Annotated in this window: 16 protein-coding genes and 2 pseudogenes; 9 read left to right on the forward strand and 9 right to left on the reverse strand. The window is 70.7% G+C overall.

Features of this window, described 5'->3' with window-relative positions; translation table 11 throughout:
• Positions 1–73: 73 nt before the first annotated feature.
• The 4 genes from AB0H62_RS45290 to AB0H62_RS45305 are packed head-to-tail and all read right to left on the reverse strand — an operon-like array spanning position 74 to position 3,689.
• Positions 74–1,225, reverse strand: a complete 1,152-nt coding sequence (locus tag AB0H62_RS45290) for an acetyl-CoA C-acetyltransferase (RefSeq protein WP_360592363.1) — start codon at positions 1,223–1,225, stop codon at positions 74–76.
• The gene (locus AB0H62_RS45295; protein WP_220238253.1) at positions 1,218–1,817 is read right to left on the reverse strand and encodes a TetR/AcrR family transcriptional regulator; all 600 of its coding nucleotides are present in this window, start codon (positions 1,815–1,817) and stop codon (positions 1,218–1,220) included. Before AB0H62_RS45295 ends, AB0H62_RS45290 begins: the two co-directional genes overlap by 8 nt.
• 10 nt (positions 1,818–1,827) lie before the next feature.
• Positions 1,828–2,592 (reverse strand): SDR family oxidoreductase, encoded by a 765-nt coding sequence (locus tag AB0H62_RS45300; protein ID WP_360592364.1) that lies wholly within the window; start codon positions 2,590–2,592, stop codon positions 1,828–1,830.
• Complete coding sequence (locus AB0H62_RS45305; protein ID WP_220247499.1) at positions 2,589–3,689, reverse strand: acyl-CoA dehydrogenase family protein; 1,101 nt, start codon at positions 3,687–3,689, stop codon at positions 2,589–2,591. The genes AB0H62_RS45300 and AB0H62_RS45305 overlap by 4 nt, the downstream gene beginning before the upstream one ends.
• An 86-nt stretch (positions 3,690–3,775) precedes the next feature.
• Here AB0H62_RS45305 and AB0H62_RS45310 point away from each other — a divergent pair, with 86 nt between their 5' ends.
• The 7 genes and pseudogenes from AB0H62_RS45310 to AB0H62_RS45340 all read left to right on the forward strand — a co-directional run bounded on the left by AB0H62_RS45310 (position 3,776) and on the right by AB0H62_RS45340 (position 12,870).
• Positions 3,776–5,335, forward strand: coding sequence for a FadD3 family acyl-CoA ligase (locus AB0H62_RS45310; protein ID WP_360592365.1), 1,560 nt, complete (start codon positions 3,776–3,778; stop codon positions 5,333–5,335).
• A gap of 411 nt (positions 5,336–5,746) precedes the next feature.
• Positions 5,747–6,565: pseudogene (locus AB0H62_RS45315) on the forward strand (enoyl-CoA hydratase); the annotation flags it as partial.
• Between the two features lie 473 nt (positions 6,566–7,038).
• Positions 7,039–8,172 (forward strand): acyl-CoA dehydrogenase family protein, encoded by a 1,134-nt coding sequence (locus tag AB0H62_RS45320; protein ID WP_220238250.1) that lies wholly within the window; start codon positions 7,039–7,041, stop codon positions 8,170–8,172.
• A gap of 638 nt (positions 8,173–8,810) precedes the next feature.
• Positions 8,811–9,557, forward strand: a pseudogene (locus AB0H62_RS45325) (acyl-CoA dehydrogenase family protein); the annotation flags it as partial.
• Positions 9,554–10,675, forward strand: a complete 1,122-nt coding sequence (locus AB0H62_RS45330) for an acyl-CoA dehydrogenase family protein (protein WP_360592366.1) — start codon at positions 9,554–9,556, stop codon at positions 10,673–10,675. The pseudogene AB0H62_RS45325 and the gene AB0H62_RS45330, both read left to right, overlap by 4 nt.
• Positions 10,676–10,754: 79 nt before the next feature.
• On the forward strand, positions 10,755–11,789 hold the full coding sequence (locus tag AB0H62_RS45335) for an acyl-CoA desaturase (RefSeq protein ID WP_220238249.1): 1,035 nt from the start codon (positions 10,755–10,757) through the stop codon (positions 11,787–11,789).
• A 10-nt stretch (positions 11,790–11,799) separates the two neighbouring features.
• Positions 11,800–12,870 (forward strand): MBL fold metallo-hydrolase, encoded by a 1,071-nt coding sequence (locus tag AB0H62_RS45340; RefSeq protein WP_266118357.1) that lies wholly within the window; start codon positions 11,800–11,802, stop codon positions 12,868–12,870.
• Between the two features lie 373 nt (positions 12,871–13,243).
• Here the strand turns inward: AB0H62_RS45340 and AB0H62_RS45345 are convergent, their stop codons facing one another.
• Positions 13,244–16,063, reverse strand: a complete 2,820-nt coding sequence (locus AB0H62_RS45345; protein WP_360592367.1) for a BTAD domain-containing putative transcriptional regulator — start codon at positions 16,061–16,063, stop codon at positions 13,244–13,246.
• Positions 16,064–16,178: 115 nt separating this feature from the next.
• On the opposite strand from AB0H62_RS45345, the gene AB0H62_RS45350 reads away from it, so the two are divergent.
• Both AB0H62_RS45350 and AB0H62_RS45355 read left to right on the forward strand, forming a co-directional pair.
• Positions 16,179–16,598 carry a peptidase inhibitor family I36 protein gene (locus tag AB0H62_RS45350; RefSeq protein WP_220238246.1) on the forward strand — a complete coding sequence of 140 codons (420 nt, stop codon included), beginning with the start codon at positions 16,179–16,181 and terminating at the stop codon, positions 16,596–16,598.
• Positions 16,599–16,693: 95 nt separating this feature from the next.
• Positions 16,694–16,948: a Smr/MutS family protein gene (locus AB0H62_RS45355; RefSeq protein ID WP_220238245.1), complete on the forward strand. Its 255-nt coding sequence runs from the start codon at positions 16,694–16,696 to the stop codon at positions 16,946–16,948.
• 13 nt (positions 16,949–16,961) lie between these two features.
• Here AB0H62_RS45355 and hsaB read toward each other — a convergent pair whose 3' ends face one another.
• The 4 genes from hsaB to hsaA all read right to left on the reverse strand — a co-directional run bounded on the left by hsaB (position 16,962) and on the right by hsaA (position 20,859).
• Positions 16,962–17,498, reverse strand: a complete 537-nt coding sequence (gene hsaB / locus AB0H62_RS45360) for a 3-hydroxy-9,10-secoandrosta-1,3,5(10)-triene-9,17-dione monooxygenase reductase subunit (RefSeq protein ID WP_220238244.1) — start codon at positions 17,496–17,498, stop codon at positions 16,962–16,964.
• Positions 17,499–17,784: 286 nt separating this feature from the next.
• Positions 17,785–18,684, reverse strand: a complete 900-nt coding sequence (hsaC, locus tag AB0H62_RS45365) for an iron-dependent extradiol dioxygenase HsaC (protein WP_220238243.1) — start codon at positions 18,682–18,684, stop codon at positions 17,785–17,787.
• A 175-nt stretch (positions 18,685–18,859) separates the two neighbouring features.
• A complete protein-coding gene (gene hsaD / locus AB0H62_RS45370) occupies positions 18,860–19,690 on the reverse strand; it encodes a 4,5:9,10-diseco-3-hydroxy-5,9,17-trioxoandrosta-1(10),2-diene-4-oate hydrolase (RefSeq protein ID WP_360592368.1) in 831 nt (276 codons plus the stop codon).
• Positions 19,690–20,859 (reverse strand): 3-hydroxy-9,10-secoandrosta-1,3,5(10)-triene-9,17-dione monooxygenase oxygenase subunit, encoded by a 1,170-nt coding sequence (gene hsaA, locus AB0H62_RS45375; RefSeq protein WP_360592369.1) that lies wholly within the window; start codon positions 20,857–20,859, stop codon positions 19,690–19,692. The genes hsaD and hsaA overlap by 1 nt, the downstream gene beginning before the upstream one ends.
• Positions 20,860–20,881 lie beyond the last annotated feature (22 nt).

The following is a 20,881-nucleotide window of genomic DNA, read 5'->3' on the forward strand; positions in this document are numbered from 1 at the left end:
CCCTTCCACCGGTCACCACACCGTCCCAGCGGCTGGGCGGTGTGGTGACCGGCCCTCCGGTTTTCAGACGCGGCTACAGCCGTTCGACGATGGTGACGTTGGCGGTGCCGCCGCCTTCGCACATCGTCTGCAGGCCGAACCGCGCGTCCCGGCGTTCGAGCTCGTGCAGGAGCGTGGCGAACAGTTTCGTGCCCGACGCGCCGATCGGGTGGCCGAGCGCGATGGCGCCGCCGTTCACGTTCACGCGGTCCGGGTCCGCGCCGGTCTCGTCGAGCCACGCGAGCACCACGCTGGCGAACGCCTCGTTGACCTCGAACAGGTCGATCTCACCGATCGTGAGGCCGGTCTTGCACAGCGCGTGCGCGGTCGCGGGGATCGGTCCGGTGAGCATCCAGACCGGATCGGCGGCGCGCACCGAAAGGTGGTGAATGCGCGCTCGGGGCTTGAGCTTGTGCTCCCGCACGAACGCTTCCGAGGCCAGCAGCGTCGCGCTCGCGCCGTCGGAGAGCTGGCTGGAGACGGCGGCCGTGATGCGGGAGCCGTCGGAGAGTGGCTTCAGCGAGGCCATCTTCTCGAGGCTGGTGTCGCGGCGGGGACCTTCGTCCACGCGAAAGTCACCGTAGGCCACGAGTTCGGCGTCGAAGCGCCCTTCGTCGATGGCGGCGGCCGCGCGTTCGTGGCTGCGCAGCGCGAACTCCTCCAGCTGTGCGCGTGAGAGGTCCCAGTGGCGCGCGATGAGGTCGGCGCTGCGGAACTGCGACACCTCCTCGGCGCCGTAGCGCTCCTGCCAGCCTTTCGAGCCCGAGAACGGGTCGGGGAACCCCAGCTCGCGCCCGGCGAGCATCGCCGAGCCGATCGGCACGGCCGACATGTTCTGCACCCCGCCCGCGAGCACGAGGTCGGCGGTGCCGCTGAGCACGGCCTGCGCGGCGAAGTGCACAGCCTGCTGGCTCGAACCGCACTGGCGGTCGACCGTCACTCCCGGCACGTGGTCGGGGAACCCTGCGGCGAGCCACGCGGTGCGCGCGAGGTTGCCGGCCTGCGGCCCTAGCGTGTCGACGCAGCCGAGGATCACGTCGTCGACCAGTGCGGGGTCCACGCCGGTGCGACCGACGACCGCTTTGATGACGTGCGCGCCGAGGTCGGCCGGGTGCACCGCGGCGAGCGCGCCGCCGCGCCGGCCGACGGGCGTGCGCACGGCGTCGAGCACGTAGGCCTCAGCCACGGCGTCTCCGTTTCGCGATGCCGTCGAGCAGGATGCCGAGGTACTGGTCGGCGACGTCGTGAGCGCTCAGCGCGCCTTCGGGGTTGTACCAGCGCACGGCGACCCACACCGTGTCGCGGATGAAGCGGTAGACGAGCTCCACGTCGAGGTCGGGGCGGAAGACGCCGGCCTCGACGCCGTCGGTGAGGATGCCGTTCCAGAGCTTGCGGAACTCGGCGTTGCGGTCGTTGAGGTACGCGAAGCGCGGCAGCTGCATGAGGTGCTGGGCTTCGTTCTGGTAGATCGCGACCTCGGCGGGACGGCGGTGGATCGAGTCGAACGAGGCGACGACCACGGCTTCCAGCGTCTCGCGCGGGCCTTTTCGCTCCGCGACGATCTCCGCGTAGGCCCCGAACAGCTCGTCGAGGAAGCCGGACAGGATCTCGTCGGCCATCGACTCCTTCGAGTCGAAGTGGTGGTAGAGGCTGCCGGACAGGATGCCCGCGGCGTCGGCGATGTCGCGGACCGTAGTGGACACGTACCCGCGCTCGGCGAACAGCTTCGCGGCGAGCGCGAGCAGCTCGGCTCGCCGGGATCCGGGGGCGTTCTTCACTCGTTCCACCTCACGCGTGCTGGGCACTGACCGACACCACCTCGCCGGTGAGGTACGAGGCGTACTCACTGGCCAGGAACACCATCACATTCGCGACCTCCCACGGCTGCGCCGCCCTCCCCGAGATCTCGCGCGCGGTGAGCTCGGCGAGCAGCTCGTCGCTGGTCACCTTCGCGAGGTTGGCGTGCATCGCGAGGCTGGGCGCGACGGCGTTCACGCGCACGTCGTACGGCGCGGCGTCCACGGCGGCGCAACGTGTCAGGGCCATCACCCCGGCTTTGGCGGCGGCGTAGTGGGCTTGGCCCTCCTGCGCGCGCCAGCCGAGCACACTCGCGTTGTTGACGATGGCGCCGCCGGTGCCCTGTTGCGCGAACCGGCGCAGGGCGGCGCGCGTGGCGCGGAAGGTGCCGGTGAGCGTCACGTCGAGCACGCGGGACCACTCGTCGTCGGTCATGTCGAGGATGGAGGCGGTACCGCCGAGGCCGGCGTTGTTGACGAGCACGTCGAGGCGGCCGTAGTGCTCGACGGCCGCGTCGATGAGGTGCTGCACGTCTTCTTCGCGGGTGACGTCGCAGGGCACGCCGGGGACGCCGAGGGCTTGCGCGGTCTGCTTGAGGCGGCGTTCGTGGCGGTCGCTGATGAGGACGTGCGCGCCTTCTTCGAGACAGCGTTTCGCGGCGGCCGAGCCGATGCCTGTGCCGGCGGCCGCGGTGACCACGACGACCTTGTCCTTGAGCAGGTTGTTGCCACTGGGGTACTTCGGGATGGTGATCACGGCCGCGCCTCCCGGGGCAGGCCGAGCACGCGCTCGGCGATCACGGTGCGCTGGATCTCGTCGGAGCCGCCGTAGATCGTGTCGGCGCGGGAGAAGAGGAACAAGCGTTGCCAGCGGTCTTCGGTCGCGACCAGGCCCGCGGCGCCGCGCACGAGCATGGCCAGCTCGCCCAGCTTGCGGTGCCAGCCGGCCCAGACCAGCTTCGCAACGGAGGCGGCGCCGGGTCCGCCGGGGGCGCGCAGCGCGTGCGCGTGCATGACCTCGAGGCCCACCCACGCCCGCGCGATGGCCTCGGCGACGTGCGGATCCCTTGCCACGCCGGACGTTTCGGCGAGTTCCGTGATCGCCTCCAGCTCCCGCCGGAATCCGACCTGCTGACCGAGCGTGGCGACGCCGCGTTCGAACCCGAGCACGCCCATCGCGACCCGCCAGCCGTCGCCGGGCGCGCCGATCACGAGATCCTTGGCGGTGCGGGCTTCGGTGAAGAAGACCTCGTTGAACTCGGCGGTGCCGGTGAGCTGGCGGATCGGCCGGACTTCCACGCCGTCCTGGTGCATCGGGATGAGCAAGAAGGACAACCCGTGGTGGCGCTTGCTGTCCGGCTCGGTGCGGACGAGCGCGAAGCACCAATCGGCGACGTGGGCCAGCGACGTCCAGACTTTTTGGCCGGTGATCACCCATTCGTCGTTGCGGAGTCGCGCTTTCGTGGCGACCGCGGCGAGATCGGACCCGGCGCCGGGTTCGGAGTAGCCCTGGCACCACAGCTCGTCGACCGCGAGGATCTTCGGCAGGAACCGGCGTTGCTGGGCTTCGGTGCCGAACGCGATGAGCGCCGGCCCCAGCAGCTCCTGCCCGAGGTGACCCACCCGCGCGGGCGCGTCTGCGCAGGCGTACTCCTCGTGGAACGCGACCTGCTGCTCGATCGTCGCGCCGCGCCCGCCGTGCCCTGGGGGCCAGCCCAACCCGTTCCACCCGGCGGCGCCGAGTTTCCGTTCCCAGGCCCGGCGTTCCTCGAACGCTTCATGCTCCCGGCCCGGCCCGCCGAGACCCTTGAGCGCGGGGTCGAGGTGCTCGGCCAGCCAGGAGCGGATCCGCATCCGGAACTCGTCCACCGCGTTCTCCTCTCTGGCCCCGGGGCTCGTCCGTAGGTTACCCTACCAAGCACTTGCTAGGGAGGTCTGCGATGACGCTGCCGCTGACCGTTCCCGCAGCGCTCGACGCGGCCGCGGAGCGGGACCCCACGGGCGAAGCCGTGGCCGACGGCGACGTCCGGCTGACGTGGGCCGCCCTGCGCTCACGCGTGCGGGCTTTCGCGGGCTTCTTGTCTTCGCACGGCGTGGGCACCGGCGCGCGCGTCGCGGTGTGCTCTCCCAACACGTGGCACTGGGTCGTGGCGGGCCTGGGCATTCTCTACGCGGGCGCGACACTCGTTCCGGTGAGCACCCGGTTCACCGCGCGGGAAACCCTGGATGTGCTCTCGCGGGCGCGGCTCTCGGGTTTGGTGATCACGGGCCGTTTCCTGGGGACTTCGCGGCTCGCTGCGTTGGACTCCTTGCCACCCCTGGTGGTGCGCGTGCCGGTCGAAGCCGCGGAGCCGCCGGTGCCGGGCGTCGTCGAATGGTCCGATGTGGACGGTACTTTCGGTTCGGCAGCGGTGACCCCGGACGACGTGAGTGACATCCTCTTCACTTCCGGCACCACCGGCCGCAGCAAGGGCGCGATGAGCGCACACCGTCAGGCCCTCGGTGTCGCGGCCGCTTGGGCGTCGTGCGCCGGGTTGTCTCCTGGGGACCGCTACCTGGTGGTGAACCCGTTCTTCCACAGTTTCGGCTACAAGGCAGGCATCCTGGCCTGCGTCTTGACGGGCGCCACGATCGTTCCGCAGCGCGTCTTCGACGCTTCCTCGACGTTGCGCTTGATCGAGCAGGAACGCATCACCGTGCTGCCCGCCGCCCCGACCGTCTACCGGATGCTGCTCGACGCCCCGGACCGTTCACGCCGGGACCTGTCCTCGTTGCGCCTGGCCGTCACGGGCGCGGCGTCGGTCCCGGCACCTCTAGTGGCCCGCATGCACTCCGACCTTGGCTTCGACACGGTGCTGACGGCCTACGGCCTGACCGAAGCCGTCGTCGCCACCATGAGCAGCCCGACCGATTCCCTCGACGTCGTCTCCCACTTCTCCGGCCGCCCCACCGCCGGCTTCGAAATCCGCCTCGGCGACCACGACGAGATTCTCCTGCGCGGCCCCAACGTCATGCTCGGCTACCTCGACGACCCCGCCGCCACCGCGGCCGCCATCGACCCCGCCGGCTGGCTCCACACCGGCGACGTCGGGTCCTTGTCCGCCGACGGCCACCTCCGCATCACCGACCGCCTCAAGGACATCTACGTCAGCGGCGGCTTCAACGTCTACCCCGCCGAAGTCGAACAGGTGCTCGCCACCCACCCCGCCATCGCCGACTCCGCCGTCGTCGGCCTCCCCGACACCCGTTTGGGCGAAGTGGGCCGCGCCTACATCGTCCCCCACCCCGGCGCCGGTCTGACCGCCGAGGCTGTTTTGGCGTACTGCAAGGAGAATCTGGCCAATTACAAGGTGCCGCGCTCAGTCGAGTTCGTCCCTGCGCTCCCGCGCAACCCGTCAGGCAAAGTCCTCAAACGCCTTCTCCGCGAGACCCCCATGCCCGACCCCGTCGACAAAGCGACCGCCGGCCCGTCCCCACCGCAGGAGCGCCCACATGCCTGAGTTCCTGGACGTGGCGGCCCCGCCATCACGCCGCGCAGACCCGACCGCATCCAGCCGCAGCGCAGGCATGCGCGAACTGCCGCACAACCACCGCGGCCCCACCGACTCCGCGAATCGGCCCGCGCTGGAACCCCGGCGAGCGCACCGACGCCTGAAGTTCCCCACGAACGCTGCGGCCCCATCACCCTCGTCATCACGGACCAGCCCGACCACCGCAACGGGTGAGAACCCACCGATGCCTGAAGTCGAGCACGAACGCCATGACCCGACCGCCATTCTCACCGTGAACCGGCCCGACCACCGCAACCGGGGAGAACACAGCGATGTCTGAAGTCGAGCACGAACGCCATGACCCGACTGCCATTCTCACCGTCAACCGGCCGGAGCACCGCAACCGGGGAGAACACACCGATGCCTGAAGTCCTCTACGAGCGCCGCGGCCCGACCGCCGTCGTGACCATGAACCGGCCGGAGTACCGCAACGCCCAGAACTCCGCGATGACCTACGCCCTCGACGATGCCTTCACCCGCGCCGTCGAGGACTTCGAGGTGAAGGTCATCGTCCTGGCCGGCGCGGGCAAGCACTTCTCCGCCGGCCACGACATCGGCTCCCCCGGCCGTGATGCCGACTTGTCGTTCCCCCGCCGCGCCGTCACCTGGTGGGACCACGTCGACGCCCCCGGCGCCGACCAGCGCTTCGCGCGCGAATCGGAGGTCTACCTCGGCATGTGCCGCCGCTGGCGGGACCTGCCGAAGCCCACAATCGCCGCCGTCCAGGGCGCCTGCATCGCCGGCGCCCTCATGCTCGCCTGGACGTGCGACCTCATCGTCGCCTCCGACGACGCCTTCTTCGCCGACCCCGTGGTACGCATGGGAATTCCCGGCGTCGAGTACTTCGCCCACCCTTGGGTCCTGGGCCCGCGCACCGCCAAGGAAGTCCTCTTCACGGGCGCACGCTTCTCCGCCGACCAAGCGCTGGCGTGGGGCATGGTCAACCGCGTCGTCCCCCGCGACTCCCTGGAATCCGAGACCCTTTCACTGGCCGCGCAGATCGCCGAGATGCCCCGCTTCGGCCTCGCGCTCGCCAAAAAAGCCGTCAACCAAGCCGAAGACCTTATGGGCCTGCGCAACGGCATGGACTCCGCATTCGCCCTCCACCACCTCGCCCACGCCCACAACGCCGAAACCTCCGGCGACTCCCTCGGCGGCCACACCGCCCGCTCCATGCGCCACCCCGCACCGCCGCCGCCCCATCCAGAGCCGACCACCGCCGCCCACCACGCCACGGACCGCCACGCTTCGGGCGTCCCCAGTCCCGAACCCGCCGACCACCTCACAAATCAGGGCAGCACAAGCAACACCAGCCCCGCGTCCGCCGACCACGCGACAGATCACGGTACGACAAGCAACAGCAGCCCCGAACCCGGCGACCACCCGACCTCAGCCCTCGATAGCCCAGAACCCGACGGCCACCTCACGGATCGCCGCAACCCAAGTAACACCAATCCCGAACCCTCTGGCTGCCCCACAGATCACGGCACCACAGGCAACACCGGTCCCGCATCCGCCGACCGCCCCACAGATCACGGCACCGCGAGCAACACCGGTCCCGCATCCGCCGGCCGCCCCGCGACCCGCGGCAGCTCGGTCGGTCCCGGACCCGAGCCTGCCGGCGGCGCGGCCGAAAGCCGAGCGTGAGCCCGGTGGATCTCGAACTAGGGCCTGCCGCCGAGGCATTCCGCGACGAGGCCCGCGAGTGGCTGGCCACCCACGTGCCCCGCGAGGCTTTGCCCTCGTTCGACACCGCCGAGGGCTTCGCAGCACACCGGGCTTGGGAAGAGAAGCTCGCCGACGCCCGGTGGTCCGTCGTCTCCTGGCCCCGCGAGTTCGGCGGCCGCGACGCGAGCCTGCTCGAGTGGGTCCTGTTCGAGGAGGAGTACTACGCCGCCGGCGCACCCGCAAGGGTGAACCAGAACGGCATCTTCATGCTCGCCCCCACCCTCTTCTCCCACGGCACCCCCGAGCAGCTCGCCCGGATCCTGCCCAGAATGGCGCGCTCACAAGAAGTGTGGGCGCAGGCGTGGTCCGAACCGGAGGCCGGCAGCGACCTCGCCTCCCTGCGCAGCAACGCCACCCGCACCGACGACGGCTGGCTCCTCAACGGCCAGAAGACCTGGAGCTCCCGCGCGGCCTTCGCGGACCGGGCTTTCGGCCTGTTCCGCAGCGAACCCGGCTCGGCGCGCCACCGCGGCCTCACCTACCTCATGGCCGACCTGCGCGCGCCCGGCGTCACCGTGCGCCCCATCCCCCAGCTCGACGGCGAGCCCGCCTTCGCCGAGATTTTCTTCGACAACGCCTTCGTCCCGGACGCCGACATCATCGGCACCCCCGGCGACGGCTGGCGCGTCGCCATGACCACCGCCGCCAACGAACGCGGCCTCTCCCTCCGCAGCCCCGGCCGCTTCCTCGCCGCCGCGCGACGTCTGGCCGACCTGTGGTCCACGTCGGGCCGCCCCGACGCCACGGCCGCCCGCGTCGCCGACGCCTGGATCGGCGCCCGCGCCTACCAGCTCCACACGTTCGCGACCGTCACCCGACTCGCCGACGGCACCCCACCCGGCCCGGAAGCCAGCGTCACCAAGCTCTTCTGGTCACACCTCGACCTCTCCCTCCACGAAACGGCTCTCGACCTCCTCGGCCCGTCCGCCGAACTCCGCGGCCCCTGGCCCGACGGCTGGCTCTTCTCCCTCGCCGGCCCCCTCTACGGCGGCACCGACCAAATCCAGCGCGGCATCATCGCCGAGCGCCTGCTCGGCCTCCCGAGAGGAGACCGATGAGGTTCACCCTCTCCCCCGACCACCGCGACTTCGCCACCTCCCTCACGGCCCTGCTCAACACCCTCGACTGCGACGCCGCCACCCGCGCCTGGTCCACCGGCAACCCCGGCCCGGGCCTGAAGATCTGGCGCCGCCTCGCCGACCAGGGCCTCCAATCCCTCACCATCCCCACCCACCACGGCGGGCTAGCCGCGGGCGCACTTCCGCCCAGCGATCGCGCTTCAGCCACCAGCGCCCCTCGACCCAGCGATCGCACTTCAGCCACCAGCGCCCGTCGGCCCAGCGATCGCGCTTCGGCCGCCAACGACCGTCCCGCCGATAACGTCGCTTCAACCGCGCACAGCCACTCAGCCGACCACCTCGCTTCAACCGCCCACAGGCACTCGACCCACCACACCGCTTCAACCGACCTCGGCCGCTCGGCCGACGAGCGCACTTCAGCCACCGACGGCCGTTCAGCCAACCATGTCGCCTCGCGCGCCGCTCGCTCCTCGGCAACCGACCACGGTTCGGCCAGCGCCGGCGCTTCGCTCAAGCTCAGCGCTTCCGCCCGCGACAACGGGTCACCCGGCGATCTCACCCCGACCCGCGACAGCGGCTCAGCCGATGATCACACTCCAGCCAACGTCGGCGACTCAGGCGCGAACGTCGTGGATGCCGTCGTCGCCTTCGAGGTGCTCGGCCGCTTCTGCCCGCCCGGCCCGTGGACCGACGCCGCGGTACTGCCGCTGCTGCTCGACAGCGACGTGCTGGCCTCGGTGGCCGCCGGCGAAACCCTCGTATCGCTCGCCTTCCCTCCCTACGTTCCCTATGCCCTCGACGCCGACATCGCCGACGCCCGCTACTTCGTCGACGGCACCCGCCTCCGCCGCTTCACACCCGGCGATGCCCTCTCCTCTCTCGACGCAGCACGCCGCCTGTTCGAGCCCGTGCCCGGCGCCGACGTCGGCCCTGCGCTCGCACCGGCGCGCGCGTTCGACCTCGGAGCCCTTCTCACCGCGGCCCAGCTCCTCGGCGCCGGCCGGTGGCTTCTCGAAGCCTCGGTCACCCACGCCCTCACCCGCCGCCAGTTCGGCCGCGAGATCGGCCGCTACCAGGCCGTGCAGCACCTCCTCGCCGACGTCGCCACGGCCCTCGAACTCGCGACACCCCTCCTCTACGGCGCCGCAGTCACCGGCGATCCCGCCGACGTCTCCGCCGCCAAGACCGCCTGCGGCGACGCCGCCCACCTCGCCGCCCGGACGGCCCTCCAGGTCCACGGCGCCATCGGCTACACCGCCGAACACCCGCTCGGCCTGCGCCTCACGCGCGTCCGCGCCCTCGTCGGCGCATGGGGCACCCCAGCCGAACACCGCCGACGTGTCCTGGCGGCGATCGCACCGTGACGTTCACGTCCGAGCAGGACGAGCTCCGTGCCAGCGTCCGCAAGCTCCTCGACCGTGAGGCCGAGCCGTGGCCCGCCCTCTGCGCTCAGGTCGGCGTCACCGCCCTCACGGTGCCCGAGCGGTTCGGCGGGTTCGCCACCGAACCGACGACCCAGCCGGCCGATCCGGCCGACCCAACCCACCGCGCCGGCCCGATCCGCCCGTCCAGTTCCACCGACTCGGCCGACCGAGCCCATCCGGACCAGTCCATCGGCCTCACCGAGGTGCAGATCGTCGCGGAAGAGCTCGGCCGCAACCTCACCGACGTGCCGTTCCTCGGTTCCTCCGTCCTCGCCGTCACCTCCCTTCTCGCCACCACCAACACCAACGCCACCAACACCGAGGCCCCTGGCCTGGCCCGCCTGCTCCCGGCCTTGGCCGAGGGCACCGTCGGCGCTCTCGCCTGGACCGCCGACGGACGCTGGGACCCGCTGCAGCCCGCCTTCACCGCCAAGGAGTCCACAGTGGACGGAACCGCCCACTACGTCCTCGACGCCGCCGGAGCCGACGTCCTCCTGGCCGCCGCCAGGACCCCTGACGGCCCCGCTCTCTTCGAGGTCGATCCCGCACACCCCGGCGTCCGCTGCGAACCCGTGCCGACGATGGACGAGACTCGCCACCTCGCCAACGTGACGCTCGACCGCGTCCGCGCGCGTCCGCTAGGACGTGTCGACCTCGCACGGGTCCGCGACGTCGCCTGCGCCGTACTGGCCGCCGAACAGGTAGGGGCAGCGTCACGGGCGCTGGAGCTCACCGTGGAGTACACGCGCCACCGGGTGCAGTTCGGCCGCCCGATCGGGAGCTTCCAGGCGCTCAAGCACCGGATGGCCGACCTCCACGTGCTGGTGGAGACCGCGCGCTCCGCCGCCTACGCTGCGCCGGCGTCGTCCCGGCTCGCGGCAGTGGCGAAGGTGCACTGCAGCGAAGCGTTCGCCGAGGTCGCCGCCGAGATGATCCAGCTGCACGGCGGCATCGCCATCACCTGGGACCATCCCGCGCACCGGTACTTCAAACGAGCACACGCGGCCGCGCAGCTATTCGGCGCACCCCATCACCACCTTTCGCGCGTCCACCCCTAGCGGGGTGGGGCCACCCCCCGCACGGGTTCTGGGGTCTGCCGGGTTCTGCTCGGCCGGCTTCCCCGAAAAACTCGACGAGGTGACCACAGACAATCTCGTTCTCCCGGCCGCGGCCGGTCCCGGCAGCGACTTCGCCCGCCTCTCCCGCCGCATCACCGACGCGGGGCTGCTCGCGCGGCGCCCCGGCTACTACACGGCCAGGATCGCCGTGGTGACCACGCTGTTCGCCGGCGGCTGGCTCGCCTTCGCTCTCCTCGGAGACTCGTGGTGGCAGCTCGCCGTCGCCGCGTTCCAGGCCTTCATGTTCGGCCAGATCGCCCTGCTCTCCCACGATCTTGCCCACCGCCAGGTGTTCCGCACGCGACGCCCGACCGAAGCCGCCGGGCTCCTCGCCGGCAACCTGGGCGTGGGCATGAGCTACGGCTGGTGGATGGACAAGCACACCCGCCACCACGCGAACCCCAACCACGAGGAGCTGGATCCCGACGTCGACCCCGACATCCTCGTGTGGTCGCAAGACCAGGCCCGCGCCAGCCGCGGCGTGCCCCGGTTCATCGGGCGGCACCAGGCGTTCCTGTTCTTCCCGCTGCTCACACTCGAAGGCCTGAACCTGCACTGGTCCGGCATCCGCGCGGTCGCCCGACCCGGCCTGCGCCGCCGTGGCCTCGAGGCCACTCTCCTGGCGCTGCACTTCGCGGCCTACCTCACCGCGTTGTTCGTGGTCCTCCCGCCGGGCCTGGCTCTGGTCTTCTTCGCCGTCCACCAGGGGCTGTGGGGTGTCTACATGGGATCGATCTTCGCGCCGAACCACAAGGGCATGCCAACGCTGACCGGCCGCCCCCAGCTCGACTTCCTCCGCAAGCAGGTGCTCACGTCGCGCAACGTCCGTGGTGGCACCGTCGTGGACGTCGCCCTCGGCGGCCTCAACTACCAGATCGAGCACCACCTCTTCCCGAGCATGCCATCGGTGCACTTGCGACGCGCGCAGCCGATCGTGCAGGGCTACTGCGCCGAGCTCGGCATTCCCTACCTGCAGACGAGCCTCGTGGAGTCCTACCGGCAGGCGCTGACCCACCTCCACGAAGCTGGGGCTCCTCTCAGGAAGCGTTCGTAGACTCGGGGGCATGCTCAGGAAAACTGTCTCGGCACTCGGTGACCTCCCGGTGGCCTTCGGCGCGAAGGCCACCGGCGCGCGTGCCGAGAGGATGCGCCGCTCGCCGCAGTACGCCGACGGCGTCTTCCACAATGCCTCACCCACGCGCTCGACCCCTCCGCCCTCGGCCGCGGGCGGCATCCTGCGCGAGCTGCTCTTCGGCGACGACCGCGACCGCCGCAAGCCCGCCGGGGAGATCCCGCTCGTGGCCGACGCCGCCGCCGACTCCGCCGAAGGCCTGTTCCTCACCTGGTTCGGCCACGCCTCGACGCTCGTCGAGATCGACGGCGCCCGCGTGCTGTGCGATCCGGTGTGGAGCGACCGGGTGTCGCCCGCCGCTTTCGCGGGCCCGCGCCGCCTGCACGCCGCACCGGTGCCACTGGACGCGGTCGGCCGGGTCGACGCGATCGTGATCTCGCACGACCACTACGACCACCTCGACCTCGCCACCGTGCGCGCCCTGCTCGAGGCGCACGACGCGCCGTTCCTCGTGCCACTGGGGGTCGGCGCGCACCTGGAGCGGTGGCACGTGCCGGCTTCGCGGATCGTGGAGCTCGACTGGCACGAAGAAGCCGAGGTCGCCGGCATCCGGTTCGTGGCCACGCCGGCCCAGCACTTCTCCGGCCGCGGCATCGGCAACGACAGCACCCTGTGGACGTCGTGGGTGATCTCCGGGCCGCAGCACAAGGTGTTCTACAGCGGGGACACCGGCTACTTCGACGGCTTCGCCAAGATCGGCGAGGAGTACGGCCCGTTCGACGCCACGCTCATCCAGGTCGGTGCGTACGCCCCGCACTGGCCGGACATCCACATGACGCCCGAAGAGGGCATCGCCGCGCACATCGACGTTCGCGGCGGCCTGCTCGTGCCCGTGCACTGGGCGACGTTCTCCCTCGCCATGCACCCCTGGGGCGAGCCCGCGGACCGCGTATGGCGCGAGGCCAAGGCGAACGACCTCGCCCTCGCCGTGCCGAAGCCTGGCCAGCGGATCGACGTGGCGAACCCGCCCGCTGTGGACGGTTGGTGGCAGACCCTGGGGTGACGCCCTGGGTCTTCGCTCGCCGTCCGTGAGGCGGCGCTCCGGTCTCCAGCGGGGACGAGCTTTCTTGCGCGCCGCCGAATCGACCTCTGCTGGGTACATCGCTGATCCGTTCTCACGTGAATGTGTCGGTGTCCTGCTCGAGATGTGCTGCTCGAGTGCAGAAATTGTTGCTGCTGAAGGATTTCCGCGCCGATGAGGACGGGGCGGAGTCGCACCGCGTCCGGCTGCTTTGATGAATCCGAGGTTAGCGCGCCCCAGGCGGCGATTGCCGCCCTTCACCCGAGTGACCACCCGATCGTGCGAACATGTGTTCGAATCGATGACATCTGCGAATCACCGTGGGCATGATGGAACGGTGCTGCTCCAGTGATCCTTACTCGTCACTCATGACTGGGTGCCCACCGGCTGTGGATCCCGCGTCGGCAAGCCGCTCCTGCAGCCTCGCGTGCCGGAACTGGTACACCTCGCCGACCTGACGCAACACCCCGCGCCGGTGCGCGTCGGCGAGGAAAGCCATGAATCCCCACGGAATCCGGCCCCGCGACGCCAGCCAGAGCCGGGTGAACGCGAATGCGCCCCACGCCCGGGCCAAACACACACTCACGCCGACCGAAAGGCCGAACAGACCGCCACCTGCCACTGCCTGCACCGCGCTGGTCGCAGGCAGGAACACCTGTCCACCGATGACCGCTCCGGCGATTCCGTAGGCGACACCACCCAGGTTCGCCACGAGGTACCGGCCCAGCAGCCCGGCGGCCACCCCGCCCGTCAGCCCGAGCACCACGTCGTAGTGCCCGTTCAGCACTTCGAAGGTGGACTCGGCGGGGGTGAGAGCCAGTGCCAAACCGTAGAAGAGACCCAGGGAGACCATGAATGACAACGTGAACGAGAGAGCCGCAGCACGATCGTGGCGCAGCACGGTCTCCGGACTGGACACCCGGTTCGCGTCGAGCGGCGTGCCCAGCCAGACGTGCACGCCGATGGCCAGGCCGAACACGAGCGCGAGCAGGCTGATCACCCAGGCCGGGAGCGACCAGCCGAGGCCGAGGCAGACGCCGATCACGGCGCCCACCGCGAACCGGCGGGCGAAGCGGCCGGCGGTGCCGGCGAACCTCGGTTCCACTCGCAACGGTCCTGGCCGGCGCCCGACGCTGTGCGTAACGCAGCCCGCGATCGCGAAGGAGCCTCCGTAGATCACCCCGATCACCGGGCCGGCGGCCAGCCAGCCGGTGAGGGCGAACAGCACTGCGGGCGGCAAGCCGAGGTACAGGCCGACGACGAGGCTCGGCACGGCGCGGTCGAGCTGCCACCAGGCGAGGTCGCGGGTGCGTTCGCGCTCGAGCTGCCGCGCGAGGAAGGTGAGCCAGCGCTCGGCCTCCTCGGGGTCGTAGTCGCGCGGCCGGTGTGGGCGGGCGAGCTGAGCGGGAGGTGCGGGTTTGCGGGTGTAGACGGCAGGGAGGTACGCGTCGAGGAGGTGTCGTTCGACGGATGCGCGGTCCGGGAATCGCGTGGCGTCGCAGAGTTCGCCGGGGTCGGTGGCGGGGTTCGCGTAGGCGGTCCTGGCGAGATCGACCATGAGCGGCGTGCGCAGGGCTTGGGCGAGCGGCCCGGTCGGCTCGCGGCGCAGGCGGCGGACGAGCGGGTCCCAGCGGGTCTCGCCGGAGCGTCGGCGTGCGGTGAGGAAGGCGATCGTGTCCTCGATCTCGACCGGCTCGATCTCGACCACCGCGGCCCGGGTCAGGAAGGAGCCCGCTTGGCGGACCGCGAGCTCGTACTCGGCGCTGCGGCAGGTCACCACCAGCGGGCGGCCGGCGCCGACGGCCTGGTCGAGCGCGTCGATGGCGGCGGTGTGGAGGCCGGGCGGGGTTTCGTCGAGGCCGTCGAGGACGGGGACGATCCGGCCTTCGAGGACCAGGCGCAGGCCGGCGTCCTCGCCGTAGGCGGCGGTGTTCGCGAGGCCCGGGTATTCCTCGACCAGCTTGCGCGCCAGCCAGGTGTGCAGGTGCTCACGGCGAGGGTTCCAGGAGGCGAGCGGCAACAGCACCGGCACCGGCTCGCCCGGTGGCGGGTCGGTAAGCAAGCCGAGAGTGAGGAGGATTGCCAGCACGGACTTTCCGGCGCCGGGCTCGCCGAGTACCACGAGCTGCCGGGCCGGGACCTGCCGGAATTTCGCGACGACGTCGGTCAGATCGCCGCTCAGCACGAGGCGGTCCGGGCCCTCGCCGGGGCGGGCGCCGAGCACTGCTGACGCGGCGGCGGCGACCTCGCGCTCGGTGCTCGACCAGTTCAACGGCACCGGCTCCGGCCGCTTGAGCGAGCGCATCTCGGCTTCGGCGGTCCACTGCCGGGTGATCGCCGCGGCGAGCTCCTTTGCCGCGCGGTCGAGCTCGTCCGGGGGTGCGGCTGTGACGGGCGCGTCGCCGGCCGGGCGGTTCTCGCCGCGGAGGATGCGTTCGTGCAGGTCGCGGACGTCGTGGCCGGGGTCGATGCCCAGCTCTTCGGCGAGGTCGGTGCGCAGGCGCTGGAACACCTTGAGCGCGTCTGCCTGCCGGCCGGAGCGATCGAGCGCGAGCATCAGCTGGGCGTGCGGCCGTTCGCGGAGCGGGTGCTCGGCGACGACCTCGGCGAGTTCGTCGACGACCTCGCGGTGCTGGCCGAGCGCGAACTGCCAGTCGACGCACGACTCGAACGCGTCCAGGCGCTGCTCGTCCAGCCGGGCAGCGCGGCTGACCAGCGCCGGGGTGTCGAGCCCGTCGAGTGCGGGACCGCGCCAGAGCTTGAGCGCGGTGCGGATCTCGCGCACACCGTCGCGCAGGGCGCCCTTCTCCGCGAACCGCTTCGCGTCGGCGATGCCCTTGGTGAAGCGGAGCAGGTCGAGCTGGTCGTCGGCGACGGTGATCCGGTAGCCGGGACCGTCGGTGACGATGAGGCGCTGCTCGGCGTCACCGAGCCGTTCGCGTAGCGCCGACACACAGTTCTGCACCTGCTTGGTGGCCGTGGCGGGCGGCTCGCCCTCCCACGTGGCCCCGATGAGCCTCGCCATGGGGACGACGGCGTTGGGGGTTAGCAGCAACGTCGCCAACACGCGCTGATGCCGGGTTCCCGGGAGGGACAACCGTCCCCCGGCCGTCCAGATCTCCAACGGCCCCAGCACACAGAAGTCCATCCACGTCCCTCCCCGGACCATGATCATACCTGCGCTGACCTGCGTGAGGACGGCGTGATGACGGCGCGAGGACGGATCTCGCCACGGTTGAGCCATCCGGTCGCCCGCTCCGGGAGTGACCGCTCAAGGGGAGAGAACCGCCATGTCGAAGATCCGTCCCGCCGCCGCGATCGCGGCCGCCGTCGCCGGTGTCGCCGCCGGCACCGTGCTCGCCGCAGCGCCGGCCTCCGCCGCGACCGCGCCCTGCCCGGCGAACTACTACTGCTTCTACCAGGACAAGGACTACAACGCCGGCGTCTACAACCAGCGCTGGCACCTGAACTACAGCTCCACCCCGTCGGGGAGCTTCAACAACCCGCCGCAAGCGACCAAGGGTGACCGGCGCAGCCAGCTGTCGTCGATCATCAACAACGGCAACCGCACCATCTGCCTCTACAACCACCGCGGCGTCCTGGGCGACAAGCTGATCCTCAAGGTCAGCCCGTTCAAGGACTACAAGAACCTCGCCGACATCCCTGGCGCCAACGACAAGGCCGACTCCTGGAAGATCAACGCCTGCTGATCTCTCCTCTTCGGACCGAGCCGCCGGCGCCATGAGGGGTGCGCCGGAGGCTCGGTCCGGTCATCTCGCGGGGCGCGCGTGGCACGCTGGACGGCATGAAGCTCAAACTCGACCTGCACGACATCTACAACCGCAGCGGCGAGATCGACCGGGCGCTGCGGGCGGTGATCGACGAGGCGGTGGCCAAGAAGGCGCCGCTCGTGGAGATCATCCCGGGCAAGGGGTCCGGGCAGCTGAAGAAGCACGTGCTGCGGTTCTTGGAGCAGAAGGAGATCAAGGCGCTCTACCACCGGGTGGAGAAGGACAAGGACAACTTCGGGCGGGTGTTCGTGCATTTCCGCTGGAAGTGAGGCTCGGGGCGCGCTACAGCCAGTCGTCCGGGCGGGCCCAGGGCAGGAGAGCCGCGAGCGGGTCGGGGACCGGTTCCGTGACGGTGTACTGGCCGCGGTGGAAGAGCAGCGGCCGGGCGTCGGAAGTGTCGCCGAGAGCGGTCACGCGGCCGATGACGACGTGGTGGTCGCCGGCGGGGTGCACGGTCTCGAGGGCGCAGTCGATCCACGTGAGGGCGCCGTGGATCAGCGGGGCGCCGGACGGAGCGAGGTGCCAGGCCACAGTGGCGAACTTGTCGTCGCCGCGGGCGCCGAAAGTGGCGCTGAGGTCGCGCTGGTGCTCGGCGAGGACGTTGATTGCGAAGCGACCCGTGGCGGCGAGGACCGGCCAGGTGCGCGACGTGCGGGCCACGCAGAACAACGCCAGCGGCGGATCCAGCGACAACGCCGCGAACGACTGGCACGCGAACCCGACGGGAGTGGCCCCGTCGCGCCCGGTGACGATGGTGACGCCGGTGCAGAAGTGCCCGAGCACGGCACGGAATCGAGACGGATCGAGTACGGCGGTCATCCAGGCCTCATCGACGGTGCGGTAGGACGCCAGGTCGCCGGTGGCTTCGAGGCCAAGGCGCGCGGGCGCGGGCGGAGAGACTACGAAGCAGCGTGGTCATCGGGAACCGACACAGAAGCCGCAGGCCCACAACGACACCGAGGTCCCGTCGCCACAAAACACCGCGACGCCGGCGCGCGGAGACAACTGCGAAGCAACGTCGTCATCGAGAACCGACGCAAAAGCCGCGGCCCCACAACGACACCGCGACGCCGGCGCGCGCCGAGACATCTGCGAAGCGCCGTCGTCATCGAGAACCGACGCTGAAGTCGTGGCCCCACAACGACACCGCGGTGCTTTCGCGCGCGAGCCAGGTGGTGTCGTCGACGTGGCGGCCTTCGCAGCCGTATTCGAGGTCGAAGCCGCCGGGGGTTTTCATGTAGAAGGAGAGCATGAGGTCGTTGACGTGGCGGCCGAGGGTGGCCGACAGTGGCACCGAGCGGCGGTGGGCGCGGTCGAGGCAGAGGCCGACGTCGTCGGTGGATTCGACTTCCAGCATGAGGTGGACGATGCCGCTGGGGGTGGGCATCGGGAGGAACGCGAGGCTGTGGTGGCGGGGGTTGCAGCCGAAGAAGCGCAGCCACGCGGGTGGGCCGTCGGCGGGGCGGCCGACCAGCTGGGGTGGCAGGCGCATGGAATCGCGGAGGCGGAAGCCGAGGATGTCGCGGTAGAAGGCGAGCGCGGCGGCGTCGTCGTGGGTGGACAGGACGACGTGGCCCAGGCCTTGGGAGCCGGTGACGAAGTGGTGGCCGTAGGGGCTGACGACACGGCGGTGTTGGAGAGCGACGCCGTGGAAGACTTCCAGCGTGGTGCCGGAGGGGTCGGCGAAGGTGATCAGTTCGGCGACGCGGCGGTCGGCCAGTTCGTCGGGCGTGCCTTCCTTGTAGGGCACGGAAGCGGCGGCCAGGCGGGTGCGGATGTCGTCGAGTTCCTCGGCGTTGGCGGCTTCCCAGCCGACTTGTGCGAGGCGGTCGGTGGGGCCCGGGACGATGACGAGGCGGGCGGGGAAGTCGTCCATGCGCAGATACAACGCGTCGGGGTTGGGGCCGGTGCCTTCGACCAAGCCCAGGACCTTCAACGCATAGACGCGCCAGGCGGGGACGTCGGTTGCTTCGACGCGGAGGTAGCCCAGGGAGCTGATGGCCATTACGCACGCCCGGGAAGGTCGACGGCCAAGCGGATGTAGCGCAACGAACTCATCGCGATCACTTGCTCCACAGAAAGCCGAAGGCGACGCCGAGGTGTGCCAGTGGACGAATCACCGTCACGCGTCCCACGGAAACCGGCGGCGAGGCGGAGGCGGCTCAGGGAATCGGTCGCCATCACGGGCTCCCCAGGAAGTCGAGGGTGAGGCGGTTGAACTCGTCGAACTTTTCGAGCTGGGCCCAGTGCCCGCAGCCGCCGAAGACGTGGAGCTGGGCGCGCGGAATGGTTTTCAGGGCGAGGAGGGCGCCGTCCAGAGGGTTTACGCGGTCTTCGCGGCCCCAGACGAGCAGGACGCGTTGGCGTAAGCGGTATGCGTCGCGCCAGAGGAGGCCGTCCTCGACAGACGATGCGAACGACTGACCCAACGAGCGCATGGCGGCCAGGGATTCCGGTGAAGAAGCGGCGGCGAAGCGGTCGTCGATCAGCTCGTCTGTGATCAGGGACTGGTCGTGGACCATGATGCGCAGGAACGCGGCCATGCGGTCGCGCGTGGGGGAAGCGGCGAAGCGGCCCAGCAGGCGCACGCCCTCCGTGGGGTCGGGCGCGAAGAGGTTCACGCTCAGGCCGCCCGCGCCCATCAGAACCAGGCGGCCGGCGCGCGAAGGGTGGTCCAGGGCCAGGCGTACGGCGGCGCCCGCGCCCAAGGAATTGCCGACGAAGTGGGCGCGCGAGATACCGAGCGTGTCCATGAGGCCGACGATGGCGTCGGCGCTGTGGCGGAAGTAGTGGGGGTGCTCGGTGGGCTTCGACGACTGCCCGAAACCCGGCTGGTCGACGGCCAGCGTGCGATACACCTTGCCGAACTCAGGCAGGGTGCGTCCGAAGTTGGACCACGCCGAGGCGCCCGGGCCGCCGCCGTGGAGGAGGATCACGGCTTCGGAGTGCTCGGAGCCGGCTTCGTGGTAGTGCAGCGACAGTCCACTCGGGACGGTTACAACAGAGCCCATCACACCATCGCATTCTCGACGGGCAGCCCGAAGGCGCCGGTGCCGAACATGACGTACGCGCGCTCGGCGTCGTTGGCGGCGTGGACGCGGCCGGCGTGTGCGTCGCGCCAGAAACGCTGGATCGGGGTGCCACGTTGCAGCGCGCGGCCGCCGGAGTTCTCGAAAAGGCGGTCGATCGCGGAGATCGCGCGTTCGGTGCCGCGGACCTGGTCGCGCCGCACGCGCAGCCGCGTGGAGAACGGCAGCTTCTCGCCGCGACGCGCCAGCTGGTACAGCTCGTCGATGTTGTGCGTGAGCTGCAGCCACGCGGCGTCGATCTCGCTGGCGGCCTCGGCGATGCGGATCTTGGCGAACGGATCGTCCTGCGCCTTCTCCCCCGCGTACGCCGCCCGCACGCGACGTCCCTGGTGCTCCACGTGCGCGTCGTACGCGCCCTGCGCCATGCCGATGATCGGTGCGGTGATCGTGCTCGGGTGCACCGAACCGTAGGGCAGCTTGTACAACGGCCCCGGGTTCACCTCCTGGCCTGGCGTGCGGCACTTCGACGTGGCCACAAAGGACAGTGCGCGGTGCGCTGGTACGAAGACGTCCTCCACCACAACATCATTGGACCCCGTCCCCCGCAGGCCCACCGTGTCCCACACGTCCACAAGGGAATAGTCGGACAGAGGCAGCAGGTACGTGCAGAAGTCCACCGGCGCGCCGTCCGCGAACGCCGGCGCGCCCAGCAGCACCCACGTGCAATGGTCGCAGCCGGACGAGAAGCTCCAGCGGCCCGACAGCCGGTAGCCGCCGTCGACCACCGTCGCCTTGCCCATCGGCGCGTACGACGACGAGATCCGCACGTCGTGGTCCTCGCCCCACACGTCTTCCTGCGCCCGCGCGTCGAACAGCGCCAGGTGCCACGGGTGGACGCCGAGGATGGACGCGACCCAGCCCGTGGACCCGCACGCGCTCGCCACGAGCTTCACCGCGGTGTAGAACGTGACCGGGTCGGCTTCCAGCCCACCGTACGGCTTCGGCTGCAGCAGGCGAAAGAACCCGGTCTCCTGCAACGCCTTGACGGACTCGACCGGCACGCGCCGCGCGTCCTCGGTCTCCTGCGCGCGTTCCCGCAGCACCGGAAGCAGGTCACGCACTCCGGCGATCACGGCAGCCAGCTCGCTCATCGGCCGTCCTCTCGTTCGACGA

The sequence above is a fragment of the Amycolatopsis sp. NPDC050768 genome, assembly GCF_040654155.1.
Taxonomy (GTDB): domain Bacteria; phylum Actinomycetota; class Actinomycetes; order Mycobacteriales; family Pseudonocardiaceae; genus Amycolatopsis.

What these genes read in the sequence shown, in the direction of transcription:
- AB0H62_RS45310 (WP_360592365.1), top strand. Translation starts at nt 3,776, where the DNA reads ATGACGCTGCCGCTGACCGTTCCCGCAGCGCTCGACGCGGCCGCGGAG.
- AB0H62_RS45355 (WP_220238245.1), top strand. Translation starts at nt 16,694, where the DNA reads ATGAAGCTCAAACTCGACCTGCACGACATCTACAACCGCAGCGGCGAG.
- AB0H62_RS45340 (WP_266118357.1), top strand. Translation starts at nt 11,800, where the DNA reads ATGCTCAGGAAAACTGTCTCGGCACTCGGTGACCTCCCGGTGGCCTTC.
- AB0H62_RS45350 (WP_220238246.1), top strand. Translation starts at nt 16,179, where the DNA reads ATGTCGAAGATCCGTCCCGCCGCCGCGATCGCGGCCGCCGTCGCCGGT.
- hsaB (WP_220238244.1), bottom strand. Translation starts at nt 17,498, where the DNA reads ATGACCGCCGTACTCGATCCGTCTCGATTCCGTGCCGTGCTCGGGCAC.
- hsaC (WP_220238243.1), bottom strand. Translation starts at nt 18,684, where the DNA reads ATGGCCATCAGCTCCCTGGGCTACCTCCGCGTCGAAGCAACCGACGTC.
- AB0H62_RS45305 (WP_220247499.1), bottom strand. Translation starts at nt 3,689, where the DNA reads ATGCGGATCCGCTCCTGGCTGGCCGAGCACCTCGACCCCGCGCTCAAG.
- hsaA (WP_360592369.1), bottom strand. Translation starts at nt 20,859, where the DNA reads ATGAGCGAGCTGGCTGCCGTGATCGCCGGAGTGCGTGACCTGCTTCCG.
- AB0H62_RS45345 (WP_360592367.1), bottom strand. Translation starts at nt 16,063, where the DNA reads ATGATCATGGTCCGGGGAGGGACGTGGATGGACTTCTGTGTGCTGGGG.
- hsaD (WP_360592368.1), bottom strand. Translation starts at nt 19,690, where the DNA reads ATGGGCTCTGTTGTAACCGTCCCGAGTGGACTGTCGCTGCACTACCAC.